Source organism: Nocardia sp. NPDC004340, assembly GCF_053602575.1.
In genome coordinates this window covers 1,107,972-1,130,952 of sequence record NZ_JBSGDW010000001.1, presented here as the reverse complement: position 1 = coordinate 1,130,952, position 22,981 = coordinate 1,107,972, and the positions used below count along the sequence as shown (strand labels likewise).

The 22,981-nt window shown below is 66.8% G+C and carries 22 protein-coding genes; 10 read left to right on the top strand and 12 right to left on the bottom strand.

Annotated elements, in window-relative coordinates; all coding sequences use genetic code 11:
• The first annotated feature begins 87 nt into the window (after positions 1-87).
• Positions 88-342 (top strand): hypothetical protein, encoded by a 255-nt coding sequence (locus tag ACWEOI_RS04935; RefSeq protein ID WP_433669647.1) that lies wholly within the window; start codon positions 88-90, stop codon positions 340-342.
• Between the two features lie 122 nt (positions 343-464).
• Here ACWEOI_RS04935 and ACWEOI_RS04930 read toward each other — a convergent pair whose 3' ends face one another.
• Positions 465-674, bottom strand: a complete 210-nt coding sequence (locus tag ACWEOI_RS04930) for a DUF397 domain-containing protein (RefSeq protein ID WP_452358973.1) — start codon at positions 672-674, stop codon at positions 465-467.
• Positions 671-1,555, bottom strand: coding sequence for a helix-turn-helix domain-containing protein (locus tag ACWEOI_RS04925; protein WP_452358972.1), 885 nt, complete (start codon positions 1,553-1,555; stop codon positions 671-673). Before ACWEOI_RS04925 ends, ACWEOI_RS04930 begins: the two co-directional genes overlap by 4 nt.
• A gap of 595 nt (positions 1,556-2,150) precedes the next feature.
• Between ACWEOI_RS04925 and ACWEOI_RS04920 the strand changes: the two genes are divergently transcribed.
• Positions 2,151-2,366 (top strand): hypothetical protein, encoded by a 216-nt coding sequence (locus ACWEOI_RS04920; RefSeq protein ID WP_452358971.1) that lies wholly within the window; start codon positions 2,151-2,153, stop codon positions 2,364-2,366.
• A 21-nt stretch (positions 2,367-2,387) separates the two neighbouring features.
• Positions 2,388-3,317 carry a DMT family transporter gene (locus ACWEOI_RS04915; RefSeq protein WP_452359196.1) on the top strand — a complete coding sequence of 310 codons (930 nt, stop codon included), beginning with the start codon at positions 2,388-2,390 and terminating at the stop codon, positions 3,315-3,317.
• Between the two features lie 54 nt (positions 3,318-3,371).
• On the opposite strand, the gene ACWEOI_RS04910 is transcribed toward ACWEOI_RS04915, so the two are convergent.
• Complete coding sequence (locus tag ACWEOI_RS04910; protein ID WP_452359195.1) at positions 3,372-4,916, bottom strand: Rieske 2Fe-2S domain-containing protein; 1,545 nt, start codon at positions 4,914-4,916, stop codon at positions 3,372-3,374.
• A 221-nt stretch (positions 4,917-5,137) separates the two neighbouring features.
• Between ACWEOI_RS04910 and ACWEOI_RS04905 the strand changes: the two genes are divergently transcribed.
• Positions 5,138-5,890, top strand: coding sequence for a lysophospholipid acyltransferase family protein (locus ACWEOI_RS04905; RefSeq protein ID WP_452358970.1), 753 nt, complete (start codon positions 5,138-5,140; stop codon positions 5,888-5,890).
• On the opposite strand, the gene ACWEOI_RS04900 is transcribed toward ACWEOI_RS04905, so the two are convergent.
• Genes ACWEOI_RS04900 through ACWEOI_RS04880 form a run of 5 tightly spaced genes read right to left on the bottom strand, consistent with a single transcriptional unit; the run spans position 5,887 to position 12,062 of the window.
• The gene (locus ACWEOI_RS04900; protein ID WP_452358969.1) at positions 5,887-6,492 is read right to left on the bottom strand and encodes a hypothetical protein; all 606 of its coding nucleotides are present in this window, start codon (positions 6,490-6,492) and stop codon (positions 5,887-5,889) included. The two genes, ACWEOI_RS04905 and ACWEOI_RS04900, sit on opposite strands and share 4 nt — an antisense overlap.
• Before the next feature lie 38 nt (positions 6,493-6,530).
• Complete coding sequence (locus ACWEOI_RS04895) at positions 6,531-8,219, bottom strand: ABC transporter family substrate-binding protein (protein ID WP_452358968.1); 1,689 nt, start codon at positions 8,217-8,219, stop codon at positions 6,531-6,533.
• A gap of 44 nt (positions 8,220-8,263) precedes the next feature.
• Positions 8,264-10,141 carry an ABC transporter ATP-binding protein gene (locus tag ACWEOI_RS04890; protein WP_452358967.1) on the bottom strand — a complete coding sequence of 626 codons (1,878 nt, stop codon included), beginning with the start codon at positions 10,139-10,141 and terminating at the stop codon, positions 8,264-8,266.
• Positions 10,138-11,085, bottom strand: a complete 948-nt coding sequence (locus ACWEOI_RS04885) for an ABC transporter permease subunit (protein WP_433669663.1) — start codon at positions 11,083-11,085, stop codon at positions 10,138-10,140. Before ACWEOI_RS04885 ends, ACWEOI_RS04890 begins: the two co-directional genes overlap by 4 nt.
• On the bottom strand, positions 11,085-12,062 hold the full coding sequence (locus tag ACWEOI_RS04880; RefSeq protein WP_452358966.1) for an ABC transporter permease: 978 nt from the start codon (positions 12,060-12,062) through the stop codon (positions 11,085-11,087). Before ACWEOI_RS04880 ends, ACWEOI_RS04885 begins: the two co-directional genes overlap by 1 nt.
• Positions 12,063-12,288: 226 nt before the next feature.
• On the opposite strand from ACWEOI_RS04880, the gene ACWEOI_RS04875 reads away from it, so the two are divergent.
• The gene (locus ACWEOI_RS04875; protein ID WP_433673537.1) at positions 12,289-13,089 is read left to right on the top strand and encodes a Cof-type HAD-IIB family hydrolase; all 801 of its coding nucleotides are present in this window, start codon (positions 12,289-12,291) and stop codon (positions 13,087-13,089) included.
• A 1-nt stretch (position 13,090) separates the two neighbouring features.
• Here ACWEOI_RS04875 and ACWEOI_RS04870 read toward each other — a convergent pair whose 3' ends face one another.
• A complete protein-coding gene (locus ACWEOI_RS04870; protein WP_452358965.1) occupies positions 13,091-15,106 on the bottom strand; it encodes an N-acetylmuramoyl-L-alanine amidase in 2,016 nt (671 codons plus the stop codon).
• Positions 15,107-15,424: 318 nt separating this feature from the next.
• On the opposite strand from ACWEOI_RS04870, the gene ACWEOI_RS04865 reads away from it, so the two are divergent.
• A complete protein-coding gene (locus ACWEOI_RS04865; RefSeq protein ID WP_452358964.1) occupies positions 15,425-16,822 on the top strand; it encodes a SpoIID/LytB domain-containing protein in 1,398 nt (465 codons plus the stop codon).
• Positions 16,823-16,954: 132 nt separating this feature from the next.
• On the opposite strand, the gene ACWEOI_RS04860 is transcribed toward ACWEOI_RS04865, so the two are convergent.
• Positions 16,955-17,455: a MarR family winged helix-turn-helix transcriptional regulator gene (locus ACWEOI_RS04860; protein WP_452358963.1), complete on the bottom strand. Its 501-nt coding sequence runs from the start codon at positions 17,453-17,455 to the stop codon at positions 16,955-16,957.
• 110 nt (positions 17,456-17,565) lie between these two features.
• Here ACWEOI_RS04860 and ACWEOI_RS04855 point away from each other — a divergent pair, with 110 nt between their 5' ends.
• Together ACWEOI_RS04855 and ACWEOI_RS04850 are read left to right on the top strand one after the other, a co-directional pair.
• Positions 17,566-18,495 (top strand): EamA family transporter, encoded by a 930-nt coding sequence (locus ACWEOI_RS04855; protein ID WP_452358962.1) that lies wholly within the window; start codon positions 17,566-17,568, stop codon positions 18,493-18,495.
• Between the two features lie 30 nt (positions 18,496-18,525).
• Positions 18,526-19,164: an NAD(P)-dependent oxidoreductase gene (locus ACWEOI_RS04850; RefSeq protein ID WP_452358961.1), complete on the top strand. Its 639-nt coding sequence runs from the start codon at positions 18,526-18,528 to the stop codon at positions 19,162-19,164.
• A 93-nt stretch (positions 19,165-19,257) separates the two neighbouring features.
• Here the strand turns inward: ACWEOI_RS04850 and ACWEOI_RS04845 are convergent, their stop codons facing one another.
• Positions 19,258-19,989, bottom strand: coding sequence for a S1 family peptidase (locus tag ACWEOI_RS04845; RefSeq protein WP_433669708.1), 732 nt, complete (start codon positions 19,987-19,989; stop codon positions 19,258-19,260).
• 271 nt (positions 19,990-20,260) lie between these two features.
• Here ACWEOI_RS04845 and ACWEOI_RS04840 point away from each other — a divergent pair, with 271 nt between their 5' ends.
• Complete coding sequence (locus ACWEOI_RS04840; RefSeq protein WP_433669709.1) at positions 20,261-20,713, top strand: DUF4189 domain-containing protein; 453 nt, start codon at positions 20,261-20,263, stop codon at positions 20,711-20,713.
• Between the two features lie 113 nt (positions 20,714-20,826).
• Positions 20,827-21,582 carry a MerR family transcriptional regulator gene (locus ACWEOI_RS04835; RefSeq protein ID WP_452358960.1) on the top strand — a complete coding sequence of 252 codons (756 nt, stop codon included), beginning with the start codon at positions 20,827-20,829 and terminating at the stop codon, positions 21,580-21,582.
• Between the two features lie 112 nt (positions 21,583-21,694).
• Here the strand turns inward: ACWEOI_RS04835 and ACWEOI_RS04830 are convergent, their stop codons facing one another.
• Positions 21,695-22,921, bottom strand: a complete 1,227-nt coding sequence (locus ACWEOI_RS04830) for a hypothetical protein (RefSeq protein ID WP_452358959.1) — start codon at positions 22,919-22,921, stop codon at positions 21,695-21,697.
• Between the last annotated feature and the right edge of the window lie 60 nt (positions 22,922-22,981).

Here is a 22,981-nt window from a genome sequence, read left to right as displayed (position 1 = left end):
TCCAGGGTCGTATTGAAACGGAAGCGATTAACTTTCTGGGCGGTGGTCGAGACGCCCGGCCGCACGCTCGATCGAAGGGGTTCACGCATGCGCACTCTCATTGCGTCGGTTGGCATTGCTACGGCACTGACTGTCGGAGCCGGTCAGGCGGGGGCCGCGCCGCTCCCGCTCGTCGACGCTCCGGCCTCCCCGGTCGCGCAGTCCGGGTCGGCCACAGGCTCGGCCTTCCCGATCACGACCGGTTCGGCGGGGTTGGACGCGGCCCTCAATATCGCCGGCACCATCGTGTGCGCGATCATGATCCCCGACTGCTTCAGCCGGGAGACGAACGACGTGGGCTAGTCCCGTGGGAACGTCGGTGGGACAGGCGTTTCGCGGGCCCGTCGGCACTGTCCGTGGCCGCCTCCTGGCACCTCATGAGGCGGCTCATCCGGGTCGCTCGAGCACTTGGTTGTGGATTACCGCTAGGGACAGTCGAATTCACCATTGCGGACGCCAGCGGTGAACGCGTCCCATTCGCTGGGGGCGAAGATGAAGGCTGGCCCGCTGCGGTCCTTGCTGTCCCGGACCGCGACGCGGCCGCCTTCAACGAAGGCGACCTCGACGCATTCGCCCTCGGAGCCGCTCCGGCTGCTCTTGAACCACTTCAGCCCCTGGGGTAGAACCACGTTCATTGTGCGCGCTCGTGCTCTCTCATTAGTTCTCGGATCAGGTTTCGGCTCTGGCTGATATTCAACATCGAGTTCTGGAGTGCGTCGAACGCTTCCTTGTACAGCCGAACCGCCGTATCTCGTTCCTGGTACAGCTCACCGGTGAGCCCCTCCTGGTAGACGATCGGTGGCTCGCCGTCTCCCGCTCGGCCGTCGTCGCCGAAGTTCACGATTACGAACTGGCCCAGCGGTTCTCGGGTTGGGTAACCCGCTGAGAACGGCAGTATTCCGATGCTGATGTTGTCCCTGTTCATCAGCTCGTCGATACGCCGCAGCTGGATGGCCATGATGCGGTGACTGCCCATGACCCGCCGCAGCGCGGCCTCGCCGATCACCGCGTCCACCCGCATCGGTCTGTGTGTGCGCAGGATCGCCTTCTGTCGGCGGAGCCGCAGCCGAACCCCTTGGTCCGTTTCGGTCGACCCGAATCGGCCCGCGGCGATGAGCTCCCGTGCGTAGTCGCCGGTTTGGAGCAGGCCGGGAATCAGTTCCGGCTGGTAGATCTGGAGTGATCGAGCGACGGCCTCGAGGCCGACATAGACGTGGAAGCCGCGCCGCATGACATTTCCGAAGTCATGCCACCAGGACTTTTCGTTCGCCTGCTGGCCGAGATCGACCATGGCATCGGTGGTTTCGAGGTTCGCGTCGTAGACCTTGCACAGAGCCCGGATGTCGACTTCACGCGGGTTCTCGAGCCGTCCGGTCTCCATCCGCTGCAACATCGACGGACTCCACTGGATGATCCGGGAGGCGTCGGCGATCGTCAGATTCGCTTCGGTTCTCAGCTCTCGCATGTAGCGGCCGAGTTGACGCCGTGGAAGGGCTGGATCGGATGTCGCGCTCACGGTACCTCCCAGTTTGGGTCGAGTACGTATTCATGGTGAATCCGTTGAGTATTCACAGCAAGAACGATCACGATTCACAGCAAGAACGCTGCTGGGTTTCCGGTGAATATTCACCACAAGCATTGTCGCAGTGATTGATCGCTGATGTCCTGGGATTGCGTCCGGTTGAGGGTGCACTCCACTCCGACATCCTCACCGGGCGCGTCTATTCGCACCGATTGAGAGGTTTGCGATGAATCAGCTTGCTTGCGAATCGGATCCGGGCCTGTTGACGAGGGTCGATGCTCGGCTGGCGTGGCAGGTGCACCGGTATTGCGATCGGGATGTATGTCGGGTGCGGCGGCGGGCGCGGGCCGTGCTGGAGGGATTCGTCAGTGCGGCAGAGCATTTCGAGGGAGAGCGCAAATGACCGCGGGCCGGTCGGGAGCGCGGGCCGCGGATCACTGCGCGAATGGGCGGATCGTCCCTGTTTCCCGGGAGCGGGCGGAGGGGATTCTCGCCATTCATGCCGAGTGCGATTCGGCATGTGCGCGGAAGGCGAGTGCGGCCGCGTATCTGCGTGGCCGGACGGTGGAACCGAGCGAGAGGCACTCCGATGTTGGTTGAACTGGCTTTCGCGGCGGCGACGCTGATCCTGTGCGTGCTGGCCGCGGTGCGCATGACGCCTGAGGTGCCGGTGTCGGCGGCCAGGCATGGGCGGGATCGGTATTCGGTCGCGGCTATACAGGCGCGGATCGAGGCCGAGAATCGGGCGGAGAGCAGGGCCGCCGCGCTCACGATCCGGCCGGTCGGTCGTGGACGCCGCCGGTGAGGGGAGAATCGGGCGGTGGCGATGCGGCGGTGGGTTGGGTTGGGGTTCGGGGGTTCCATCGGCGCGGCCGTGGCTGTTCAGGCGCGGATCAATGGTGAGCTGGGGGAGCGGCTCGGGGATGGGATCGCGGCGGCGACCATCAGTTTCGGTAGTGGGCTGCTGATTCTGGTGGGGGTGTTCGCGGTCAGCGGGCGTTTGCGGGTCGGTGTCGGGCGGGTGCGTGCGGCGCTGGACAGCGGCGAGCTGCGGTGGTGGCAGTTGCTGGGTGGTTTGTCGGGTGCGTATTTCGTTGCATGCCAGGGGCTTACGGTGGCGACGATCGGGGTCACGGCGTTCACGGTGGCCACGGTGGCCGGGCAGCTGGCGAGCAGCTTGGTGGTGGATCGGCTGGGTTGGGGCCCGGGTGGGTCCACACCTGTGACGGCCTTGCGGGTCGCTGCGGCGGTGCTCGGGCTGGTCGCGGTACTGCTGGCTGTGGTCGGCAGGAGCGGCACGGACACAGGAACCCGTTCGGGGGCATCGGTGTTGCTGGTGGTGTTACCGCTGGTCGCGGGTGTGCTGGTGGCGTGGCAGCAGGCGGTGAACGGCCGGGTGGGCGCGGTCGGTGGGCCACTGTCGGCGACGCTGGCCAATTTCGCGACCGGCACGGCGGCCTTGGTAGTCGTCGAAACGGTGATGCTGTTCCGGCGCGGTGGCTTCCACACTCCGCCGACCGAGCCGTGGTTGTATCTGGGTGGCCTGATCGGGATTTCGTTCGTCGCGCTGGCCGTGGCCGTGGTGCGTTGGATCGGAGTGCTGCTCCTGGGGCTCAGCTCGGTGGCGGGGCAGCTGCTCGCATCGGTGGTGCTGGATGTGGTCGCGCCGACCGGCTTGGGCATCTCGGCCCTGGCTGTGGCGGGTTGTGCGCTGACCTTCGTGGCGGTGGCGATCGCCGCCAGATCTCGTGCGTGACACGGTTGTTCGAGGATCGCGGCCGGCACCCGGTACCGGCCGCGATGCTACGAATCAGACCAGTTTCTTCGACCGCAGCTCGTGACCCTTGGACGTCTTGCAACGCCCCGATTCCAGATCCCACTGCCAGCCGTGCAGGTTGCAGGTCAGCGTATTGCCTTCCACCACACCGAATTTCGACAGGTCGGCCTTGAGGTGCGGGCAGCGGCGCTGCACTTCCCAGCCGTCGAGTTCGGTGGAGGCGGTGTCGTCGTGCGCCTCGGAGAACCAGCCGTCGGCGTAGGCGATGCGCTCGTCGGTGAGGCATTTGAAGAAGGTGTAGAGGAATTCGTTGTATCCGCCGATGCGCCAGGTGGTGAAGCGCGTGGACAGGAAGATGGTGTTGACCCAGTCGGGTTCGTCGTCGCGCAGCACGGTGCGGACCAGCTGCGGCGCGATGCGGAATCCGTAGCGGTACTTGCCTTCTCCCTCGACGGGTTCGCGCACTTCGCGCTTGGGGAAGTCCAGCACCACGGTCTCGTCGCCCATCACCAGGCCGACGGGGTAGCCGATGCCGTCGCAGATGAGGTCGCTCTGCTTCATGATCGGCTCGAACTTGGCCTTCAGCGCGGGCAGCAGCGGTTCGCCCTCGGCGGGCGCCCAGGTGGCCTTCTCGGCGGCCAGCACGGGAGCCATGCGCTGGGCCATGTCCTCGATGTAGGCGGCCTTGTCGCCGTAGATGGTGTCGGGGTCGACGGGGTGAGTGAGCGAAAGCAGTTCCTTGCCACGCAGATCCGCGGTGGAGCCGGGGATCAGCAGCAGCCCGCCCTCGTTCCCGTGGATCTGCATCTGATCCAGGAAGGTGATCTGGTCGGGGAAGATATTGCCTTCGTCGCCGCGGTCGTCGTTGAGGTAGCGCAGCTCGTCGTCGAGGAACACCGGCGGACCGGCGGACGGCACCACCCAGGTGGCCCCGACCTGCTCGATGTAGGAGCGGGCGCGGTCCATGCCGCGCTGCCGCTTCTGCTTGCCGAAGTTGGTCTTGGTCTTGGTCGGAATGTCGTAGACCATCGGGTACCAGATGGCGCCCGAGTACTGCAGCAGGTGGATGTCGACGTGCCCGAACGCGTCGTGCAGCACGTCCATGTCGACGGGTCGCGCGTCGTTCATGTTGAAGCAGACGGTTTCCCCGTCGGCGACGACGAGCGCGGAGTCACCGATCGGCCCGTCGGCGGGCGCGCGCAGCGCGATGATCATGATGTCGAGGTCGCCGCCGGGCCCGGTGACAGTGGTCTTGACGGAATCCTCGGTCTCCACGAACTTGGTGAACCCGAGCGCCCGAAGCTCCCGCTCGAGGTCCGGCACCGGGTAGTCGGGGAGCAGGACGGTGGTGTCCTTGTTGATCTTGTCCGCGAGCAGCTTGGCGTCCCAGTGATCGCGGTGCAGGTGCGACACGTAGAGGAAGTCGCAGTTGCCGAGCTCGTCCCAGTCCAGCTGGGTGTTGTCGGGGAACGGGAACCATGACCCGAAATAGGCCGGATTGACCCATGGATCGCAGAGGATCGTTCCGGCCGCGGTTCGGATGTGGAATCCGGCGTGTCCGACGCTGGTGATCTGCACGAGCTTCATTCCTCCCTGACCGTTACCAGCCACCCAGACTACTGGCTGGCCGGAGACGTCACCGATGCAGTAACCCCTCGGTGCCCGACTTCGAGATGTATATCTGTTTCGTCTTACTACCCGCATCGGACCTGTTTCAGTGTCGCCGCGTCACACCAAAATGTCCCGCTGTTACCTGGGTCACTGGATGCCGCGCGGGCAGCGACTACGCTAGCGGAACTGTGGAACCCGTCTATTACCCGATCATCGGGGTGGCCCGCACCGTTTTCGCGCTGCAGGGCCTGAAGTTCGCCATCAAGGGCGACGACAATATTCCGTCGACCGGTGGTGCGGTGATCGCGATCAACCACACCGGGTACATGGACTTCACCTACGCGGGCCTGCCCGCCCGCACCACGAAGCGCTACATCCGCTTCATGGCGAAGAAGGAAGTCTTCGACAACGCCATCACCGGCCCGATCATGCGTGCGCTGAAGCACATTCCGGTGGACCGGTCGGCCGGCACGGATTCCTATCACGAGGCCGTCGCCCGCCTGAAGGCCGGCGAACTGGTCGGCGTCTACCCCGAGGCGACCATCAGCCGCAGCTTCGAGCTGAAGGACTTCAAGTCCGGCGCGGCGCGCATGGCCATCGAGGCCGGCGTCCCGATCATCCCGATCGTCATCTGGGGCGCGCAGCGCGTCTGGACGAAGGGCCACCCGAAGCGTCTGGGCCGCACGAACACCCCGGTCTCCATCGCGGTGGGCAAGCCGATCCAGCCCTTCGAACCCGCCTCGGCCCTGACCGAGCAGCTCAAGAGCACCATGCACGACATGCTCCTGGACCTGCAGCGGGACTACGCCCACGAGCCCGGCGCCTACTGGGTCCCGTCCCGCCTGGGCGGCGGCGCCCCGACCCTCGACGAGGCCAACGAGATGGACCGCCTCGAAGCCGAGGAGAAGGCCGCCCGCCGAGCCGAGCGATCCGCCGACTAACTCGGATCCGACCCCCGGACGGCAGACAACCACGTGGCCGTGGCCGCCCCCACCACGGTGGCGGCCACGAACGCCACCACCCCGCCCCCCGCCACATACACCCACAACAACCCCGCGAACGGCCCGGCCACCGCGGACTGCGCGTCCAGCAACACCCGGCGCCAGGCCCCGGTCCGCCCGATCGCCTCGGGATCCGCCCGCTCGGGATTGTCGACGAGTCGCCCCACCGGCTCCGAATCCCGCACCCGCCCGGACGGATACACCCGCCGCCCGTCAATGGACATCGTGCGCCCGTCGACCTGAGCCGTCCGCGGCGTCAGCGTCACCAGCCCCGGTTCGAAATACACGGGCAGCCACCGATTCCGGCCGTCGACGCTGAATTCCAGCCACGACCGGCTTTCCAGCCGATGCTGCTGCCGAACCCGCCGCACAGCGACTTCCGCCGGCTCCCGCACCCCCGCGGGCAGATATCCGACCGCGACCGCGAACCGAAACCCGGTGTACCCCAGAATGACCGCCGCCACGGCGATCAACATCGCAACCTGCTCCGGATCAGCGAACGGGACCCAGGCGAGGGTGATCGCCAGGGTCCCGATCGTCACGAGCGCCGGATAGGCCAGGGGATGGCCCATCCGGGAATTCACTTCAGGAAGCCGATTTTGGTGTAGTCGAGGCTGGCCAGACCGGCCGCGCCGTAGTTGGCGAGGTTGCCGCGAACGGCCACATTGCCGGCCGACTGCATGAGCGGCAGGGAGTGGCCTTCGGCGAAGATCTGCTTGTCGACCTGGTTGGCCAGTTCGATGGCCTTGTCGGGGTCGAGCTCGGAGACGGTCTTCTCGATCAGATCGTTGAGTTCGGGCGAGCCGATGCGGCCGTAGTTGCCCTGCAGGTCATTGGTTTCGGGGTGGTAGCCCCAGATCTGATCGATGCTGCCGAGCGGGAACAGGTCGCCGACCCAACTCCAGTGCGCCATGTCGAAGTCGCCGGGCTGGATCACCTTGGTGAAGTAGTCCTGGCCGGGCTTCGTCACGATATTGAGCTTCACGCCGATCGACGCCAGATTCTGCTGCATGACCTGTGCCATCTGCACCCAGGTGTCGGCGTTGTACATCACATCGCGGAACTCGAGCTTCTTCCCGTCCTTCTCGCGGATGCCGCCACCGGCGGGCACCTTCCAGCCGAGGTCGTCGAGTTCCTTGGCGGCCTCGTTCGGGTCGAAGGTCGGAGCGTTGTCCTGATAGCCCTTCTGTCCCGCCATGTAGATGTGGTTGTTGAGCGGCTTGGGATCGACGACCAGGCCGGTCTGGATGGCGGTGGCGATACCCTGCCGATCGATGGCCTTGCCGATGGCCACGCGCAGCTTGGGGTCGGCGAAGATCGATCCGGGCGCGCCGTTGAAGGTGATGTGCGACCACGAGTTACCGGGTGCGTGGCGAATGACCACGCCCGGAGTGTTCTCGGCGGTCTTGCGATCGTCGCGTGAGCCGATGCCGACCACGTCGATCTCGTTGTTCTGCAGGGCCGGCATGGTCGCCTGGTCGTTGAGCACGCTGAAGGTGATGGTGTCGAGCTTCGGGGTGTCACCCCACCACTTCGGGTTGTGCCCCAGCACGATCCGGCCTTGCCCGCGATCGGTGGACTGGACCATGAACGGTCCCGAGGTCAGCCCGATGGCGTCCACGTATCCCTTGTTGAAGGACTCCGGGGTGCTGGTCACGGACTTCGGGTAAAGGAAGGAATTGCCGGCGAACTGGCCCCTCCACTCCGAGAAATGCTTGTTGAAGGTGAGGACGGCCTGCCGGTCGTCGGTCCCGCGCTCGATCTTCTCGACCCGGTCCCAACCCTGGTTATTGGAGAGCAGGAAGTCCTTGTTGCGCCCGCTGAGCGCATTGCCCTGGGCGGCGATGTCTTCCCAGGTGATCGGCGATCCATCGGACCACACGGCCTTGGGGTTGATCGTGTAGGTGACCTGCTGCGGATTCGTATTCGTCAGCTGGACATCGGTGAAGTAGTTCGTGTCGATCGAGAGATTGCCCGACGCGTCGGATCTGAAGGCGCGCGGCATCATGGATCGTTCGACGCTCATGATCTCGTAGTCATTGCCGTCGATGTTCAGCGTGTTCCAGTTCGCCGGATACGCCGATATGGCCAGCCGCAGATTGCCGCCGTCCTTCAGATCGGCGACATCGTGCGGATTGATATCACTGGTGGTGCCGAGCTCGGCTTTGCCCTGCGGCGCGGTGCCGTCGTCGCCGCCGCATCCGGTCGCCACCATTGTCACGGCGACCAGTGGGACCGCGAGCTTCGTTCCGATCGAGCGAATCCTCACCGGTTGCTCCTTCCGTTGGAGTTCTGCTGGAACACTCTCCGCTCCTATCCCGAAACGACCGGGACGGGAACGGCGTCGATGAGGGCGCGGGTGTACTCGTGCCGCGGATCGTTGAAGACCTGTTCGGCCGCACCATATTCGACGATCTGACCGCGGTACATGACGGCAATGTCGTGGGCAAGATTGCGTACCACCGACAGGTCATGGGAGACGAACAGGTACGACAGCCCGCGTTCGGCCTGCAAGTCGCGCAGCAGATTCAGCACTCCGGCCTGGATCGACACATCCAGCGAGGACACCGGCTCGTCGAGGACCAGGATCTCCGGATCCAAGGCGAGCGCCCGCGCGATATTGATGCGCTGCTTCTGGCCGCCGGAGAAGTCGGCCGGATACCGGTCAGCATGCTCGGGACGAAGGCCCACGAGCTCCAGCAATTCCTTGACCCGGCGTTGGATTTCGTCCTTCGGGCGGCCGTTGATGCGCAGCGGCTCGCCGAGCGCATCGGAGATCGGAAGGCGCGGGTCGAGCGAGGAGGCGGGATCCTGGAACACGATCTGCATCTTGCGCCGGATCTCCCGCCGCCGGGCCTTGGTGAGGGTGGCGACATCGCTGCCCAATACCTCGATGCTGCCGCCCTCCGGCGCGATGAGGTCCATGATCTGGGTCAGCGTCGTCGATTTCCCGGAACCGGATTCCCCGACCAGCGCCAGCGTGCGGCCCGACTTGATCTCGAAGCTGACGCCGTCGACCGCCTTCACCTCGCCGGTCCGGCGTTTGAAGACCACTCCGGAGGTGAGCGGGAAGGTCTTCTTCAGGTCCGAAACCCGCAGCACCACTTGCTCATCGGTGGGTATCGGCGCTTCGGCCGGCGGGACCTCGCGGCGGTAGGCCGCGAAAAGGTCCGCGGTCCCGACTTCGGCGACGCGGATGCAGGCGGCCCGATGCCCGGGCTCGGTGTCCTGCAGGGGAGGTTCCGCCGCTCGGCAGTCCTCCACCGCCACCGGGCAGCGCGGTGCGAACGGGCAGCCCGGAGGCAGTGCGTGCATGGCCGGCGGTGCGCCGACGATGGGCACCAGCGGCATGCGCGCCGGACCGTCCAGCCGCGGAATGGAACCCAGCAGGCCCACCGTGTACGGCATCCGCGGTGCGTTGAAAAGGTCGACGGTGCGTGCGGTTTCGATGATCCGGCCCGCGTACATGACCGCCACCCGATCAGCCAGCGTGGCCGCGATCCCCATGTCGTGGGTGATGAAGACGACGCCCGCGCCGGTGATGTCACGGGCCTTGCGCAGCAGGTTCAGGATCTGTTTCTGCACAGTCACGTCGAGCGCGGTGGTCGGCTCGTCGCAGATGATGAGCTCGGGATCATTGGCGATGGCGATGGCGATCACCACGCGCTGGCGCATACCGCCGGAGAACTCGTGCGGGAACGCCTTGGCGCGCAGGGCGGCATCCGGAATGCCGACCAGATCCAGCAGTTCCACCGCCTTGTCGGCGGCCTCCTGCTTGCTCATCTTGCCGTGTGCCAGTAGTGCTTCGGCGATCTGGTCGCCGACCCGGTACACCGGTGTCAAGGCCGAGAGCGGGTCCTGGAAGACCATGGAGATCTTGCTGCCGCGCAGCGTGGACAGCTGCCGGTCACCCATACCGAGCAGTTCCTGGCCGCGGAGCCGGATGGATCCCTGCACCCGGGCCTGATCGGGGAGCAGTCCCATGATCGCCAGCGAGGACACCGATTTCCCGGAGCCGGATTCACCGACGATGGCCAGGACCTCGCCGTCCTGCACGGTGTAGTTCACACCGCGCACCGCCTCGACGCGGCCCTCCTCGCTCGGGAAGCTCACCCGCAGATCGGACACCTCGAGCAGCGGCGCGGTCGTGGGGCGGATTCCATTGTCGGACATGGTCGTGTTGTCGGTCATGCCGCGGCCTTTCCTGCGGGAGCCGCCGTCCGGTCCTTGCGGCGTGAGCGCGCACGCTGCGAGCTGGGGTCGAAAGCGTCGCGTAATCCGTCGCCGACCAGGTTCGTGCACAACACGGTCAGGATCAGGAATCCACCCGCGAACAGGAACAGCCACGGGTAGGTGAGCGCCGACTTGGTGCCCGCGGCGATGAGCGTGCCCAGTGAGACATCCGGCGGCTGGACACCGAATCCCAGGTAGCTCAGACCGGTTTCGCCCATGATCGCCGCGCCCACCGCGAGCGCGGTGTCGATGATCAGGAAGGACGCGACATTCGGGATGATGTGGGTGGTGATGACGGTCCAGGTCGACGCGCCCATATACCGTGCGGCCCGGACGAATTCACGCTCACGCAGGCTCAAGGTGAGTCCGCGCACGATGCGGGCGCTGATCATCCAGCCGAAACCACCGAGCAGCAGGATGAGCAGCACGATGCTGCCGCTGCCCTTCGCCCGCGGCGCGAACAACGCGACGATGATGAAACTGGGGATGACCAGCAGCAGGTCCACCAGCCACATGATCGCGAGATCGGTCCAGCCGCCGAGCAATCCGGCCACCGATCCGGTGAACGCCGCGATCAGAGCGGCCATGAAAGCCACCGCGAAGCCGATGAGCAAGGACTTCTGCAGCCCGCGCAGGGTCTGCGCGAGGACGTCCTGACCGATCTGGTTGGTGCCGAAGGGATGCCGGGAACTGGGCGGCTTGAGCAGCGCCGTGTAATCGAGCTGCTGGTAGTCGTACTTCAGGAAAGGCGGCAAGGCGAAGGCGAGCACCACCATGAGGATCAGAATCGCCAGCCCGATGACGGCCGGCTTGTTGCGCAGGAAGCGCCGGACGACCAGCTTGCGCCGGCCCGCGGCCATCGGCTCGGGAGCGCCTTGGACGATGAGTTCGGTTTCGGACATCACGCACGCACCCTGGGATCGAGAATGGCTGTGACGATGTCGGACAACAATCCCGACAACAGGATCACCAGTGCGACGAACCCGGTGACCGTCACCACGGGGTACAGGTCCTGGGCGTTGATCGAGTCGACCAGCCATTCACCGACGCCGTGCCAGCCGAAGATCTTCTCCACGAACGCCGCACCGGTGATGAGCCCGCCGAAGCTGTACGCGAACAGCGTCGCCATCGGGATGAGCGCGGTGCGCAGGCCGTGTTTGTACAGCGCCTGGGAACGGGTGAGGCCCTTCGCTCGTGCCGTGCGGATGAAGTCGTTCTGGAGGACGTCGAGCATGGCGGCGCGCTGATAGCGGCTGTATCCGGCGGCGGCGGTGAGGATCAGGGCCGTCGTGGGAACGATCATGTGCTGCAGGCGGTCCACGAGCTGATTCCAGGTGCCGTGCACCGCGTTCGCCGAGGTTTCGCCGGTGTAGTAGAAGATCTGCTGTCCGGTGGCCGTATTGATCCCGTACGCACCGTATTTCAACAATGTCGCGAGCAGGAACACCGGCGTGCTGATGATCAGCAGCGAGATCACCGTCGACAGATAGTCACTGAACTTGTACTGCCGGATCGCGCCGGCAGCGCCGATGAGCACGCCGAGGATCGATCCGATGATCGAGCCGACCAGGACGAGCCGCAAGCTGATCCCGATCCGCCGCGGCAGTTCCTCGCTCACCGGCTGTCCCGCCAGCGTCTTGCCGAAGTCTCCGTGCGTGACGATCCCGCCGACCCACTCCGCGTAGCGCTGCGGGATCGGCACATCCAGCTTCAGTTCCTCGCGCTTGGCGTCGATCACCGACTGCGGGGGCCGTGGGTTGCGATGCTCGAGGCTGTCGAGCGGGCGAAACGTGAGGGAGGCGAGCCCGAACGCCAGGAACGACGCCAGTACCAACAGCACGACATAGTTCAGCGCACGTCGCAGCAGAAAACCGGCCATCATTCCCTTTCGGGGTCGAGTTCTGCACCAGATCATAGGGAGTGGAGTGGGGAAACGCGGGGTACGGACCGCGGACGCCCCGGCAATCCGTGTGTTACCCCGGCGCGGCCCGGGTGGTGCCGGAAAGGTCTCGTTTGTACGGCGGCGTCCGTAATCCACGGGCGCACGGGTCGCGGCTCGAGGCAGGATGGAGTAGGTGACGCTCTTTCACCTGCCCAAACCCAAGATGGTCGCCTCCGACGTGGACGGCACGCTCATCGACCACCGTGAGCAGGTGAGCGCCCGGACCAAGGCCGCTGTCGACGCCCTCATCGCGGACGGGGTGCCGTTCGTGCTGGCGACCGGACGGCCGCCGCGCTGGATCGATCCGGTGGTCGAGGGGCTCGGGTACGCGCCGCTGTGTGTGTGCGGCAACGGTGCGGTCATCTATGACAGCGCCTCGGATCGGGTGCTGGACAGCCGGACCCTCGATATCGAAACCCTCACCTGGCTCGCCGATCTGGCCGAGAATCTGCTCCCCGGCTGCGGTCTGGCCGCCGAACGAGTCGGTGCCACCGCCCATGACGCCGCTACTCCACAGTTCGTCAGCTCCCCCGAGTACGAGCACGCCTGGCTGAACCCGGACGACACCCAGGTCTCCCGCGCCGAAGTCATCGCTTCCCCCGCCATCAAGATGCTGATCCGGCTGCCCGGAACCTCCAGCGCCATCATGCGCAGCACCCTGGAACCGCATCTGGAGGGCCGCGCGGATCTGACCTATTCGACCGACAACGGCCTGATCGAGTTGTCCGCGCCGGGCGTCACCAAGGCGACGGGTCTGGCCGCGGTGGCGCAGCGGCTGGGTGTCCAGCATTCCTCGGTGATCGCCTTCGGTGACATGCCGAACGATGTGCCGATGCTGCTCATGGCGGGTCACGGCGTCGCCATGGCGAACGCCCACCCGGAGGCCATCGCCGCCGCCGACGAGGTGGCTCCCTCGAATGTCGACGACGGCGTGGCCCGCACCCTGGAACGCTGGTGGTCCTGACCTAGTTGGGCGCCACCGCGGGAATGGGTTTGATGGGGTCCTGGACCGCGCCGTAGGTCTTCAGCACGGTGGTGACGATCCCGGTCATCCGGTCGAAAATCAGTGCGCCGTTCTGGAAGTCGGTGCGGACACCATTCGAGACCGGATATTCGTTCGAGGTCGGCAGGCCGAGAATGCCTGTGTCCGCGCCCATTTGCAGGAAGCGTTCCAGAATCTTCCCGACCACCGAAACGATCCGACCGGCGGAATTCGCGTATACGAATCCATTCGCGAATTGCCCGTACTGCCCGCCGTCCGCCAAGGCGACCGGTTCCGCTTTCGGTTGTCCCAGTGGGCCTTCCGCGCCGCCCTGCTCGTTCCAGTAGCGGGCGACGGCACTGCGGTCGAGCATGCCGAGGATCCGCTGCGTGAGGTCGGCGAGGGCGGCCAGGTCCGCTTCACTGGAACTGGGCGCCGGCGGCGCCGGGGCGGCCTGGACCTGCGGGTTCGCGCCCGCGTTCTGGCCGGGCCGGGTCCGGTTCGGGCTGGTCGGCTCGACCGCGCTGGTGCCGCCCGCGGCGTCGGCGGCGATCTGCCGGATCTTGTCCATCAGGGCGTAGGCGGCGTCACCGGGGCAGGTGGTGTTGCCGACGTCGCGGTGGGCGAAGATGTTCGGCAGCTTGACCGCCTGTCCGAGCGCGTATTTCGTGTAGTCGCTGCCCTCGGAGTACATGGTGCTGGAGCCCAGTGGGTCGAAGCCCGCCAGCTTGGCCCGCCAGCCGATGAACTTGCCGAGCGCCTGGATGGAGACGTCGGTCGGATCGTCCTCCTCGTAGTCGCCCATCAGCGCGACGCCCGCGGTGTCGATATTGAAGCCGCCCGCGTGCGCGCCCTCGACCGGGCGGTCCAGGCCGCCGTAGCGTCCTTCGAAGATCTGCCCGTACTTGTCGACCAGGGCGTTGTACCCGATGTCGCACCAGCCCAGCGTCTTCGCGTGATACGAGTAGATGGCGCGCACGATGCCCGCGGACTCGGCCTTGGTGTAGTCGTTGCGGCCCGCGGTGTGGTGCACGGTGATCGCGGAGACGCCGTCGTCGTAGGTGGGTTCCTCGCAGCGCAGCGACTCGTCCGCGCCCCACTGCGCCCGGGAGATCACCTTCGGACCGCCGCCGGGCAGCGGGGCGGCCACCGAGGTGAGGTTCTCGTCGATGCTGCCGCGGCCCGGATCGATCAGCACCGCGGCCAGTTTCTCCAGATTGATCTGCGCGGGATCGGCTTTGCTGTCGTCCAGCGGAGTCGGTTCGGCGGGCGTGGCGACGGCTTTCGCCTTCGGCGTCACCAGCATCTGCACGGTCTTGGTGTTGCCGACGTAGATGGGCTCGGTGCCCTTGCGCTTACCCGGCTGGGACTTGTCGCTGCCGGATTCGGACTCGGCGTCGTACCACGGTCCCCAGGTGCCGTCGGGGCGCTGGGCGCGAATCTTGGTGGTGGCGTTGAGAACATCGGCCGCGGTGAGCGCGACCATGCTGAACGGGGTGTCCCGGGAGAGTTCCTTGACCTGCGCGCCGACCTTGTCGACCAGGTCGGTGGGGACCGCTCCGGGGGAGAGGGCCGGGGTGCGCAGGTCGCCCGCGAGACCGGGGACCGGATGCGGGCCCGGGGCCGCCGGGTTGTCCGCGGCCGGGAGCGGACCCGGTTCGGCGATGAATCCGGGTACCCCCGCAGGGGTGTTCGGTTTCGCGGAGCCGGGGACCACCGGTGTGGCGTTGGGGAGGGAGCCCGGCAGAGTGGGCCGGACTGCGTGCGGCGCGGGAGCCGGGGCGGGCCCGACGGGCTGTGGCTGGGATTTGTCGAGCTTGGGCAGCGGGATCTCGGTCGGCAGTGGCACGCCAGGGATCAGGTTCTCGGGGATCTGAATCGCGCTGGGCAGCGGCAACATCCGCAGATCGGACAGTCGCAGGTCGGGCAGATCCAGCCCGGTCAGCTCACGCAGCGGCAGCACGATATCGGGCGCGGAGGCGAGGGCGACTTCGGCCATTTGTGCTGGTATAGCTGCCAAATTGCTTTCATCCGCATTCCGGACATCCCGGATGTCACTCAGGGCGAGGACACCGACGGACACGGTCAGCGCGAGGGCGGTGACTACCGGGAGCGTGTAGGCATGTTTCGGTCTGCGATACGGCACAAGCATCTCCCATTCAGGTAAATCGGTCTAACCGCGCCCCGAGCACAAGCTTGCTACTTGGCGCATCAACGATCACACTAGTCCCTACTGTCACATTCCCTGAACGTTTGGTTGAGGCTTAGCTTTGGGTAACTCGAATGTAGCTTCAGCCCTCGAGAGAACGGGTATGACATGCCGAACGGGTACCTAGCCGAGCGCCGTAGACGGCGCGGCCTGCTCACCCTGTCCCTCGCTGTCGCCGCCACCACCGGCGGCACCGCCCTCCTCGTGTGGGCCTGGCCCGAGAACGCCCTCCACTTGACGGTGGGCGCCGGTCACGGCCGCGGCTTGAGCCAGAACGGTGCGTTCGAGAAGGCCGCCCAAGGCTGGACCGCCGACCGCATCCTCGCGAACTACTACTCCGGAGCCGACCTCGCGGACATCGGCGCGACCTCCGTCCGAGTGCGCATCATGGAGCAGGACGACAAAACCCTCGACGTCGTCTCCGACTCCGTCTTCTACGTCGCCGGCCGCCGTGTCATCCCCGGCCAGGCCGCGCACCTCACCCCCACCGCCTCCGGCGCGGACGTCACCATCACCCAGGGCTGCGACGGCAACACCCTGTGGGAAGGCGCCACCGACGACCCCTGGGCCTACCCCGTCACCGAGGGCACCGCCCGCCCCGCCGAGGAACAACTGGAGATCTGCGGCGGCAACGCCTTCCGCGGCGTCCTCGGCGTAGCCCTCGAAGGCGACGCCTTCCGCACCGTCAACGAAGTAGACCTCGACGACTACCTCAAAGGCGTGGTCCCCGCCGAAATGATCCCCGGCTGGGCTGACCAAGGCGGCACCGAGGCCCTCAAGGCCCAAGCCATAGCCGCCCGCTCCTACGCCCTAGCCGAAGACCGCTACACCTACGCCCAAACCTGCGACACCACCGACTGCCAGATGTACCTCGGCACCGACAAAGAGGACCCCCGCACCACCGAAGCCGTCGACTCCACCTCCGGCCGAGTCCTGGTCCGCGACAACCACATCCTCCGAGCCGAATACTCCGCCGCCCCCGACGGCGGCCCCCTGACCCCCGCCTCGGCAATGGAAATAGGCCCCGCCCTCACCGACTTCCCCGCAGTCCAATCCCAGGGCCTCCTCCCCAGCCTGCTTTCCCCGCAGTCTCCCCAAACAGACACCACCCCACCGGAACTCGATCCGGAAACCGGTGCCACCCCGGAGACCACCACCCCCGGCGCCGGCACTCCGACCTACACAGATCCGTCTTCCATCCCGCAGACCCTCCCCGGCGCCGAAAACCCCGCAACCCCAGGCAATGTCACCCCGGACACCCCGGCTCGCCCCAACCCGGGCAACCGAACCCGAGGTGTCGTCCCCCTCCCGAGTCCCGGCAGCGCCGACCCGAACTCCCTGCACTCCGACACCCGCGGACTCCCCGACCAAACACCCCCACAGCCCCTGGCGGTCACCCCGGCCCCCCGAACCGTAACCACCCCACCTCAACCCACTCCCACCCGTCCGGCCTACACCTCGGTGCAGCCGACCACTCCGAGCTCAACCCCATACCCCGCCGAATAGCCCGTCCAGTGTGCTTTCCATCAGCCGCGAGAGGTCCGGCTGGGTACACGGGAATGAAACGTGAACTATGGATTGAAAATTCAGCTCATAAGGGCGGCACACCTGAAATGGAGTGCCGCCCTCTTTCGTGTTTCAGTCCAGGGAGAGGTCGCCGAGGGATTCGGAGAACTTGCGGAGGAGGGGGATCAGGGCTTCTCGGTCGGCTTGGGTGAGGTCGGCCAGGAGGCGTTGTTCGTTGTCCATGTGCAAGGGGAGGACGTTGTCGACGAGGGTGCGGCCGGTGTCGGTGAGGCGGACTCGGATGGCGCGGCGGTCGACGGGGTCGGGGACGCGTTCGACCAAGTCCTTGGCGACCAGGCGGTCGATGCGGTTGGTGATGGCGCCGGAGGTGCGCATGGCGGCCTTGTTGAGGGCGCCGGCGGTGAGGCCGGAGTCGTTGCCGGAGCGGCGGAGGGTGGCGAGGACGTCGAACTCCCAGAACTCCAGGCCCTGCGCGCGGAAGAAGTCGGTGAGTTCGCGCTCGATGATGTGGGCCAGTCGGGAGATGCGGCCGAAGATCTCCATGGGGGAGCTGTCGACGTCGGGGCGCTGCTGACGCCAGGCCGCGGTGATCTGGTCGACTGCGTCGGGCATGTGACCTGCTCCTTTCGGTCCCCGAAATAATCTCAACGTTGAGATACTTGACGCTGAGGTATCCGGGATGGTGTTATCTCAACGTTGAGATTATCAATGAGGAGCTATCGATGACCACCACACGCGCCGGCGCCGCAGGACTCGCGGGAACCCTCGCCGTCACTGCCCTCGCACCGTTGGTTTTCGGGTCGACCTACGCGATCACGACGACGTTCCTGCCGCCGGACCGGCCCATGTTCACCGCGCTCATGCGCGCCCTGCCCGCCGGACTGCTGCTGCTGGCGATCACCCGCAAGCTGCCGCACGGACAGTGGATCGGCCGCGCCGCGGTGCTGGGCGCTCTGAACATCGGCATCTTCATGCCGCTGCTGTTCCTGGCCGCCTACCGCCTGCCGGGCGGCGTCGCCGCCGTACTCGGCGCGGCCGCACCGCTTTTCGCGCTGGGCATCGCCACCGTGGCGCTCAACGAGCGGCTCACCGTGCGCAAGGTGCTGGCCGGTGTGATCGGACTCTTCGGCGTCGCCCTCGTAGTCCTCAGGGCCACAGCGGTTCTCGACACCGTCGGCGTGATCGCCGGTCTGCTGGGCGCGGCCTCCATGGCGGGCGGCACCGTGATGACCAAGCGCTGGGGACGCCCCGACGGCGTCAGCCCGCTCGCCATGACCGGCTGGCAGCTGACCGCCGGTGGCCTCATGCTGCTGCCGCTGGCCGCCATCGTCGAGGGTGCGCCGCCCGCGCTGGACGCCCGCAATATCGGCGGCTACCTCTACCTCGGCCTGATCGGCACCGCCGCCGCCTACGCGCTGTGGTTCCGCGGCATCGCCAAGGCTCCGGCCACCTCGGTCTCGTTCCTCGGCCTGCTCAGCCCGCTGTCGGCGGCCGTCATCGGCTGGGCCGCGCTCGGCCAGGCGCTGGCCCCGCTGCAGATCCTGGGCATGGCGATCGCGCTGGGCGGCACCCTGCTCGGCCAGACCGGCGCCGCGCCCAAGGCGCCCGAACCCGTCACCGACACGCCCGCACCGGCCCGCACCGCGGCCTGATCCGGAAATCTTGCGAAGGAGCGAAACATCATGCAGATCACAGTGTTCGGAGCCAGCGGAGACACCGGCAGCCGGGTCGTGACCGAGGCGCTGAGCCGGGGCCACCGGGTGCGCGCGGTCGCCCGCGACGCCGAGCGGCTGCGGCATCTGCCCGAGCAGGTCGAGGTGTGGGCGGGCAATGCCGCCGATGCCGCCGCCGTCGAGAAGGCCAGCGCCGGTAGCGATGTCGTGGTCAGCGCGACCCGCCCGGTCCCGGGCAGCGAGCACGAGCTGGCCGAGGTCGCCGCGGCCCTGCTGGAAGGGCTGGCGGACAGCGGAATCCGGCTGCTGGTGGTCGGCGGCGCGGGCACCCTGACCGTCGCCGGAACCGGCCGGACCCTGGCCGAGCAGCCGGAGTTCCCGGCCGAACTGGGCCCGATCGCGGAGGGCGGCCGCCGTCAGCTCGAGGTGTTCCGGACCACCGCGCACCCGGTGAACTGGACCTACGTCAGCCCGCCCGCGCTGTTCGAGCCCGGTGAACGGACCGGCGTGTTCCGGTTCGGCCTCGACGAGATGATCGCCGACGACCAGGGCAATTCCTCGATCTCCATGGAGGACATGGCGATCGCGCTGCTCGACGAGATCGAGAATCCCCGCCACCACCGCGTCCGATTCACCGTCGGCTACTGAAAGCCGCTACCGCACAACGAGAACACCGCGGGGCGTGACCGAATATCCGGTCACGCCCCGCGGTGTTCGCCGGTTCACCCGGCGTCGAAATGCTTACGCGACGCGGAAACCCGCGCCCGCCCCGCCGTGATGGTCGATGCTGGCCAGCACCGTGGTGATGTTGGTGGCCAGCTCCGGCTCGTGGATCAGGTTGCCGCCACCGGTGCACAGCGGCAGTTCGATGGTGATCGGCCCGGCCCGGAAGTCGGTGCCCGCCACCACCATGCCGACCAGCTGGTCGCCGCGCAGCACGGGCGCGCCCGAGTCACCGTGGTTGGCACACACCTGGCTACGGAAGTAGGTGGACTTGGTCTCCCACACCGGACCGCAGGTGAAACCGGTGGTGCGGCCGTTCTTGCAGACGTTCTCGCCGATCTGCGGCGGCGCGCCCACCGAGTTGATGACCGACTGCGCGACCTGACGGGTCGGGATCACCCGGTCGGCGTTGAAGACGATGATGGCCCAGTCCATCTCCTCGTCCTTCTCGGCGATGACGCCGATACCGCCGGAGCGGGTGTACTCGGCGGCGATGCGCGCGCCGACCTCACCGCAGTGGCCCGCGGTCAGTCCGACCAGCTGGTTCTTGTTGTCGTAGCCCATCGCGGTGATGGTGCACTCGCTGACCGAGGTGGCGTCCTGGAGGTCTTCGACGTAGACGCCGGAGCCACCGCCGAGCGTCACCACCGGGGCGGCGTCCGCGGAGCCGGCGAACAGGAGGGTGGAGCTCACGGCAGTGACGGCCGCGGCCGCCCAGTGCAGAACTCGGGCGCGGCCCGCAAACTTCATCAGGTTTTCCCCATCCCACGAAAAAATCGATTCCAGCGCGCCGAATTCGGGAGTCCGGGGGCGCGCGCGTGGAGCATGTCACGCCCGCAAGTGGTTGGCAAGTCCCCACTTCCGGAGCTATTCGGAAAAGCTATGCCCGGCAGCCGGTTCCGGCGGAAACTGACTTGGCCGTGTCGGTGGCCCGTGATAGAAATCCGGCAGTGGTGATCGCACCACCGAGAGCAGTAGCGGCCCATGCGCAGCGGCCGCTGCGAAATTGGGGAGAATTCGAATGGCTTTCTCGGGCAAGCTCGCCTTGACCATGTTCGTTTCCGCGGCCGCCGTGCTGGTGACGTCGCTGGGGGCCGGTACCGCCAATGCCGAGCGGGGACCGGATGGATCGCTCTACGGCACGCTCGCGCTGAGCACCGACGGCGGCACCTTCTACGGCGCCGCGTGGAACTACCCGAGCTGGGGCGCCTCCGACACGGCCGCGCTGAACAAGTGCGCCCACCGCGGCTGCAAGGTGATGGTGCAGTTCGCCAACGGCTGCGGCGCCATCGCCGAGAGCGCCGACCACTCCTACTACTACGGCGGTTCGGGCCGCAACCGCGCCGAGGCCGAGCGTGACGCCATGGACCGGCTGACCAACTGGATGCCGTCCCCGCCGGCCATGTTCGGCAGCTCGGCCCCGCCGAAGCAGTCCGTGCACGTGCGCTACAGCGAGTGCACCGCCGGCGCGTAAGCCCCTCGAACAAGCCCCGACCGGCGCATACTGGTCGGGGCTTGACCTTGACGCTGCGTCAACTTGCATCCTGAATTCGTCGAGGAGAACGAGAGGATACGAAAGGCCGGAACGTGGCAACCGAATGGTCCATCCAGCAATTGGCAGCGGTCGCCCGAACCACCAGCCGCACCCTGCGGCATTACGGTGAGCTCGGGTTATTGCCGCCGAGCCGGATCGGATCGAACGGTTACCGCTATTACGACCAGGAATCCCTCGTCCGGTTGCAGCGCATCCTTTTACTCCGCGAGCTCGGTCTCGGCCTTCCGGCCATCGCCGAAGTGCTCGCCGGGCAAAAGGACACCGCCGCCGCCCTGCGCACACATCTGGAATTGCTGAAAAACGAGCAGGACCGGATCGCGCGCCAGATCGCCTCGGTGCAAACAACATTGCGCAAGACGAAAGCAGGCGAAGAACTGATGGCAGACGAGGTATTCGACGGATTCGACCACGCCCGGTACAAGGACGAGGTCATCGAACGCTGGGGCAAGCAGGCCTGGGACAGCGGCAACCAGTGGTGGAACGCCATGAGCGACGCCGAGAAGAAGGCGTTCCAGCAGCGCCACCTCGACATCGCCGCCGACTACGGCCGCGCCCACGCGGCGGGCCTCCCGGTCGACAGCGACGAGGTGCAGGCCATCGTGCGGCGCCACCACGACTGGATCGGGGCGTCCCCGTCCGGCGGGCCGGTGACCGCTCAGTACTTCAACGGTCTCGGCGACATGTACGTCGCCGACCCGCGTTTCGCGAAGAACTACGACGTGCACGGCGACGGCACCGCCGCGTATGTCCGTGACGCGATGCGGGTGTACTCCGCCGCCCGGCTGTAGTCCCCGGGCAGTGATTCCGGCCGCGGGGGAGTGGCCCGAGAAGTGAACAGCCGCCCGGTCTTTCGGCCGGGCGGCTGTTTCAGTGCTCGATCGGTTTCGGATCAGTGCTCGGTCAGGCCGCGCACATCGACTGCATGACACCGCGCAGGATCGGCGCGCCGTAGGTGGTGGGCGCGAAGGCGATGGTCTGCGCCATGCTCAACGGGGTCGTGATGACCGAGCCCACCCCGGTGAATCCCGCGATCGTGGTGCCCGCGGTGAGCAGCAGGCTGGTGGCGTCGAGCGCGAAGGTGATGAGCGAGAAGACGTTCTCCACCTTCACATCCGCCAGCGGGACGGTATTCAGGGCGCGGCCCTCGTAGATGTCGAAGCCCAGGTTGGCCAGGAAGGTCAGCGGCCCGTAGTCCATGGCGTCCACGATCGGGCCGAGCTGCTCGGTGCGGCGCAGCATCATGATGTCGGCGACCCGGTTCTCGTGCAGGAAGCCCTGCAGCGCAGCGGCGTTCGCGTTCACCGACGCCGGGTCGACGGGCAGTCCGGCCGCGGTGGTGAGGAACGTGCGGGTGCGCTCGACCAGGTCGGCGGTCTTCAGTTCGGCCAGCGTGGTACAGGTGCCATCGGCCTTGGTGAGCTGGTTGGCCAGGTCGATGAGCGGCTGCGGCACGTCCACGTGCTCGTCGGGCAGTTCCAGCCGCAGCTTCTGGTACGCGCCGTTGGCATCGCAGCCCAGCGACAGCTGCGACTGCACCGACCGCGCCAGCGACTTCACGCCGTTGAACAGCGCGCCCACCACCGGCTTGAGCACGAAGCCGACGGTCGGCACCAGGCTGGCCGCGAACTGGGCGGGGATCTTCACGATGCGGGTGGCGAGAATGAACACCTCGACCACGTCGCGCACCTTCAGCTGCGAGAGCGCGATGGTCTTGTGCAGGTTGCCGGTCTTGACGGCGTCCAGGTTGTTGACGATATAGGTGACGATCGGGTCGTCGAGGAACTGCGTACGGTCGTTGACCTCGTCGGGGCCCAGCGGCAGCAGCCCGTTGCGGTGCACATGGATCGAGGCGACGTTCTGCCGGAAGTCCTCGACCGAGCGGTCGTAGGCGGATTGCTGCTCGGCCGGAACCACCGTGCGAACGGCCGTGGCGGCCGCGGTGATGACGTCATCGAAGGTTGCGGTGGGCTTGCCGCAGACGTCGCCGGCGTCGGCGATCTCGGCTGCCGCGAGGGTGTCGCCCTCGTCGGCGCGAGCCGGGGCCGCGCCCGGGACGAGGGCGGCCGTGCTCAGGATGGCGGTGATGGACAATGCCCCGACGAGCGGGGCGAATCGTGCGAGGCGCATGTACGTGGTCTTTCGAGGGGCCGCGCAATCACACGGCAACAAACTGGTCGGTGTTACAAA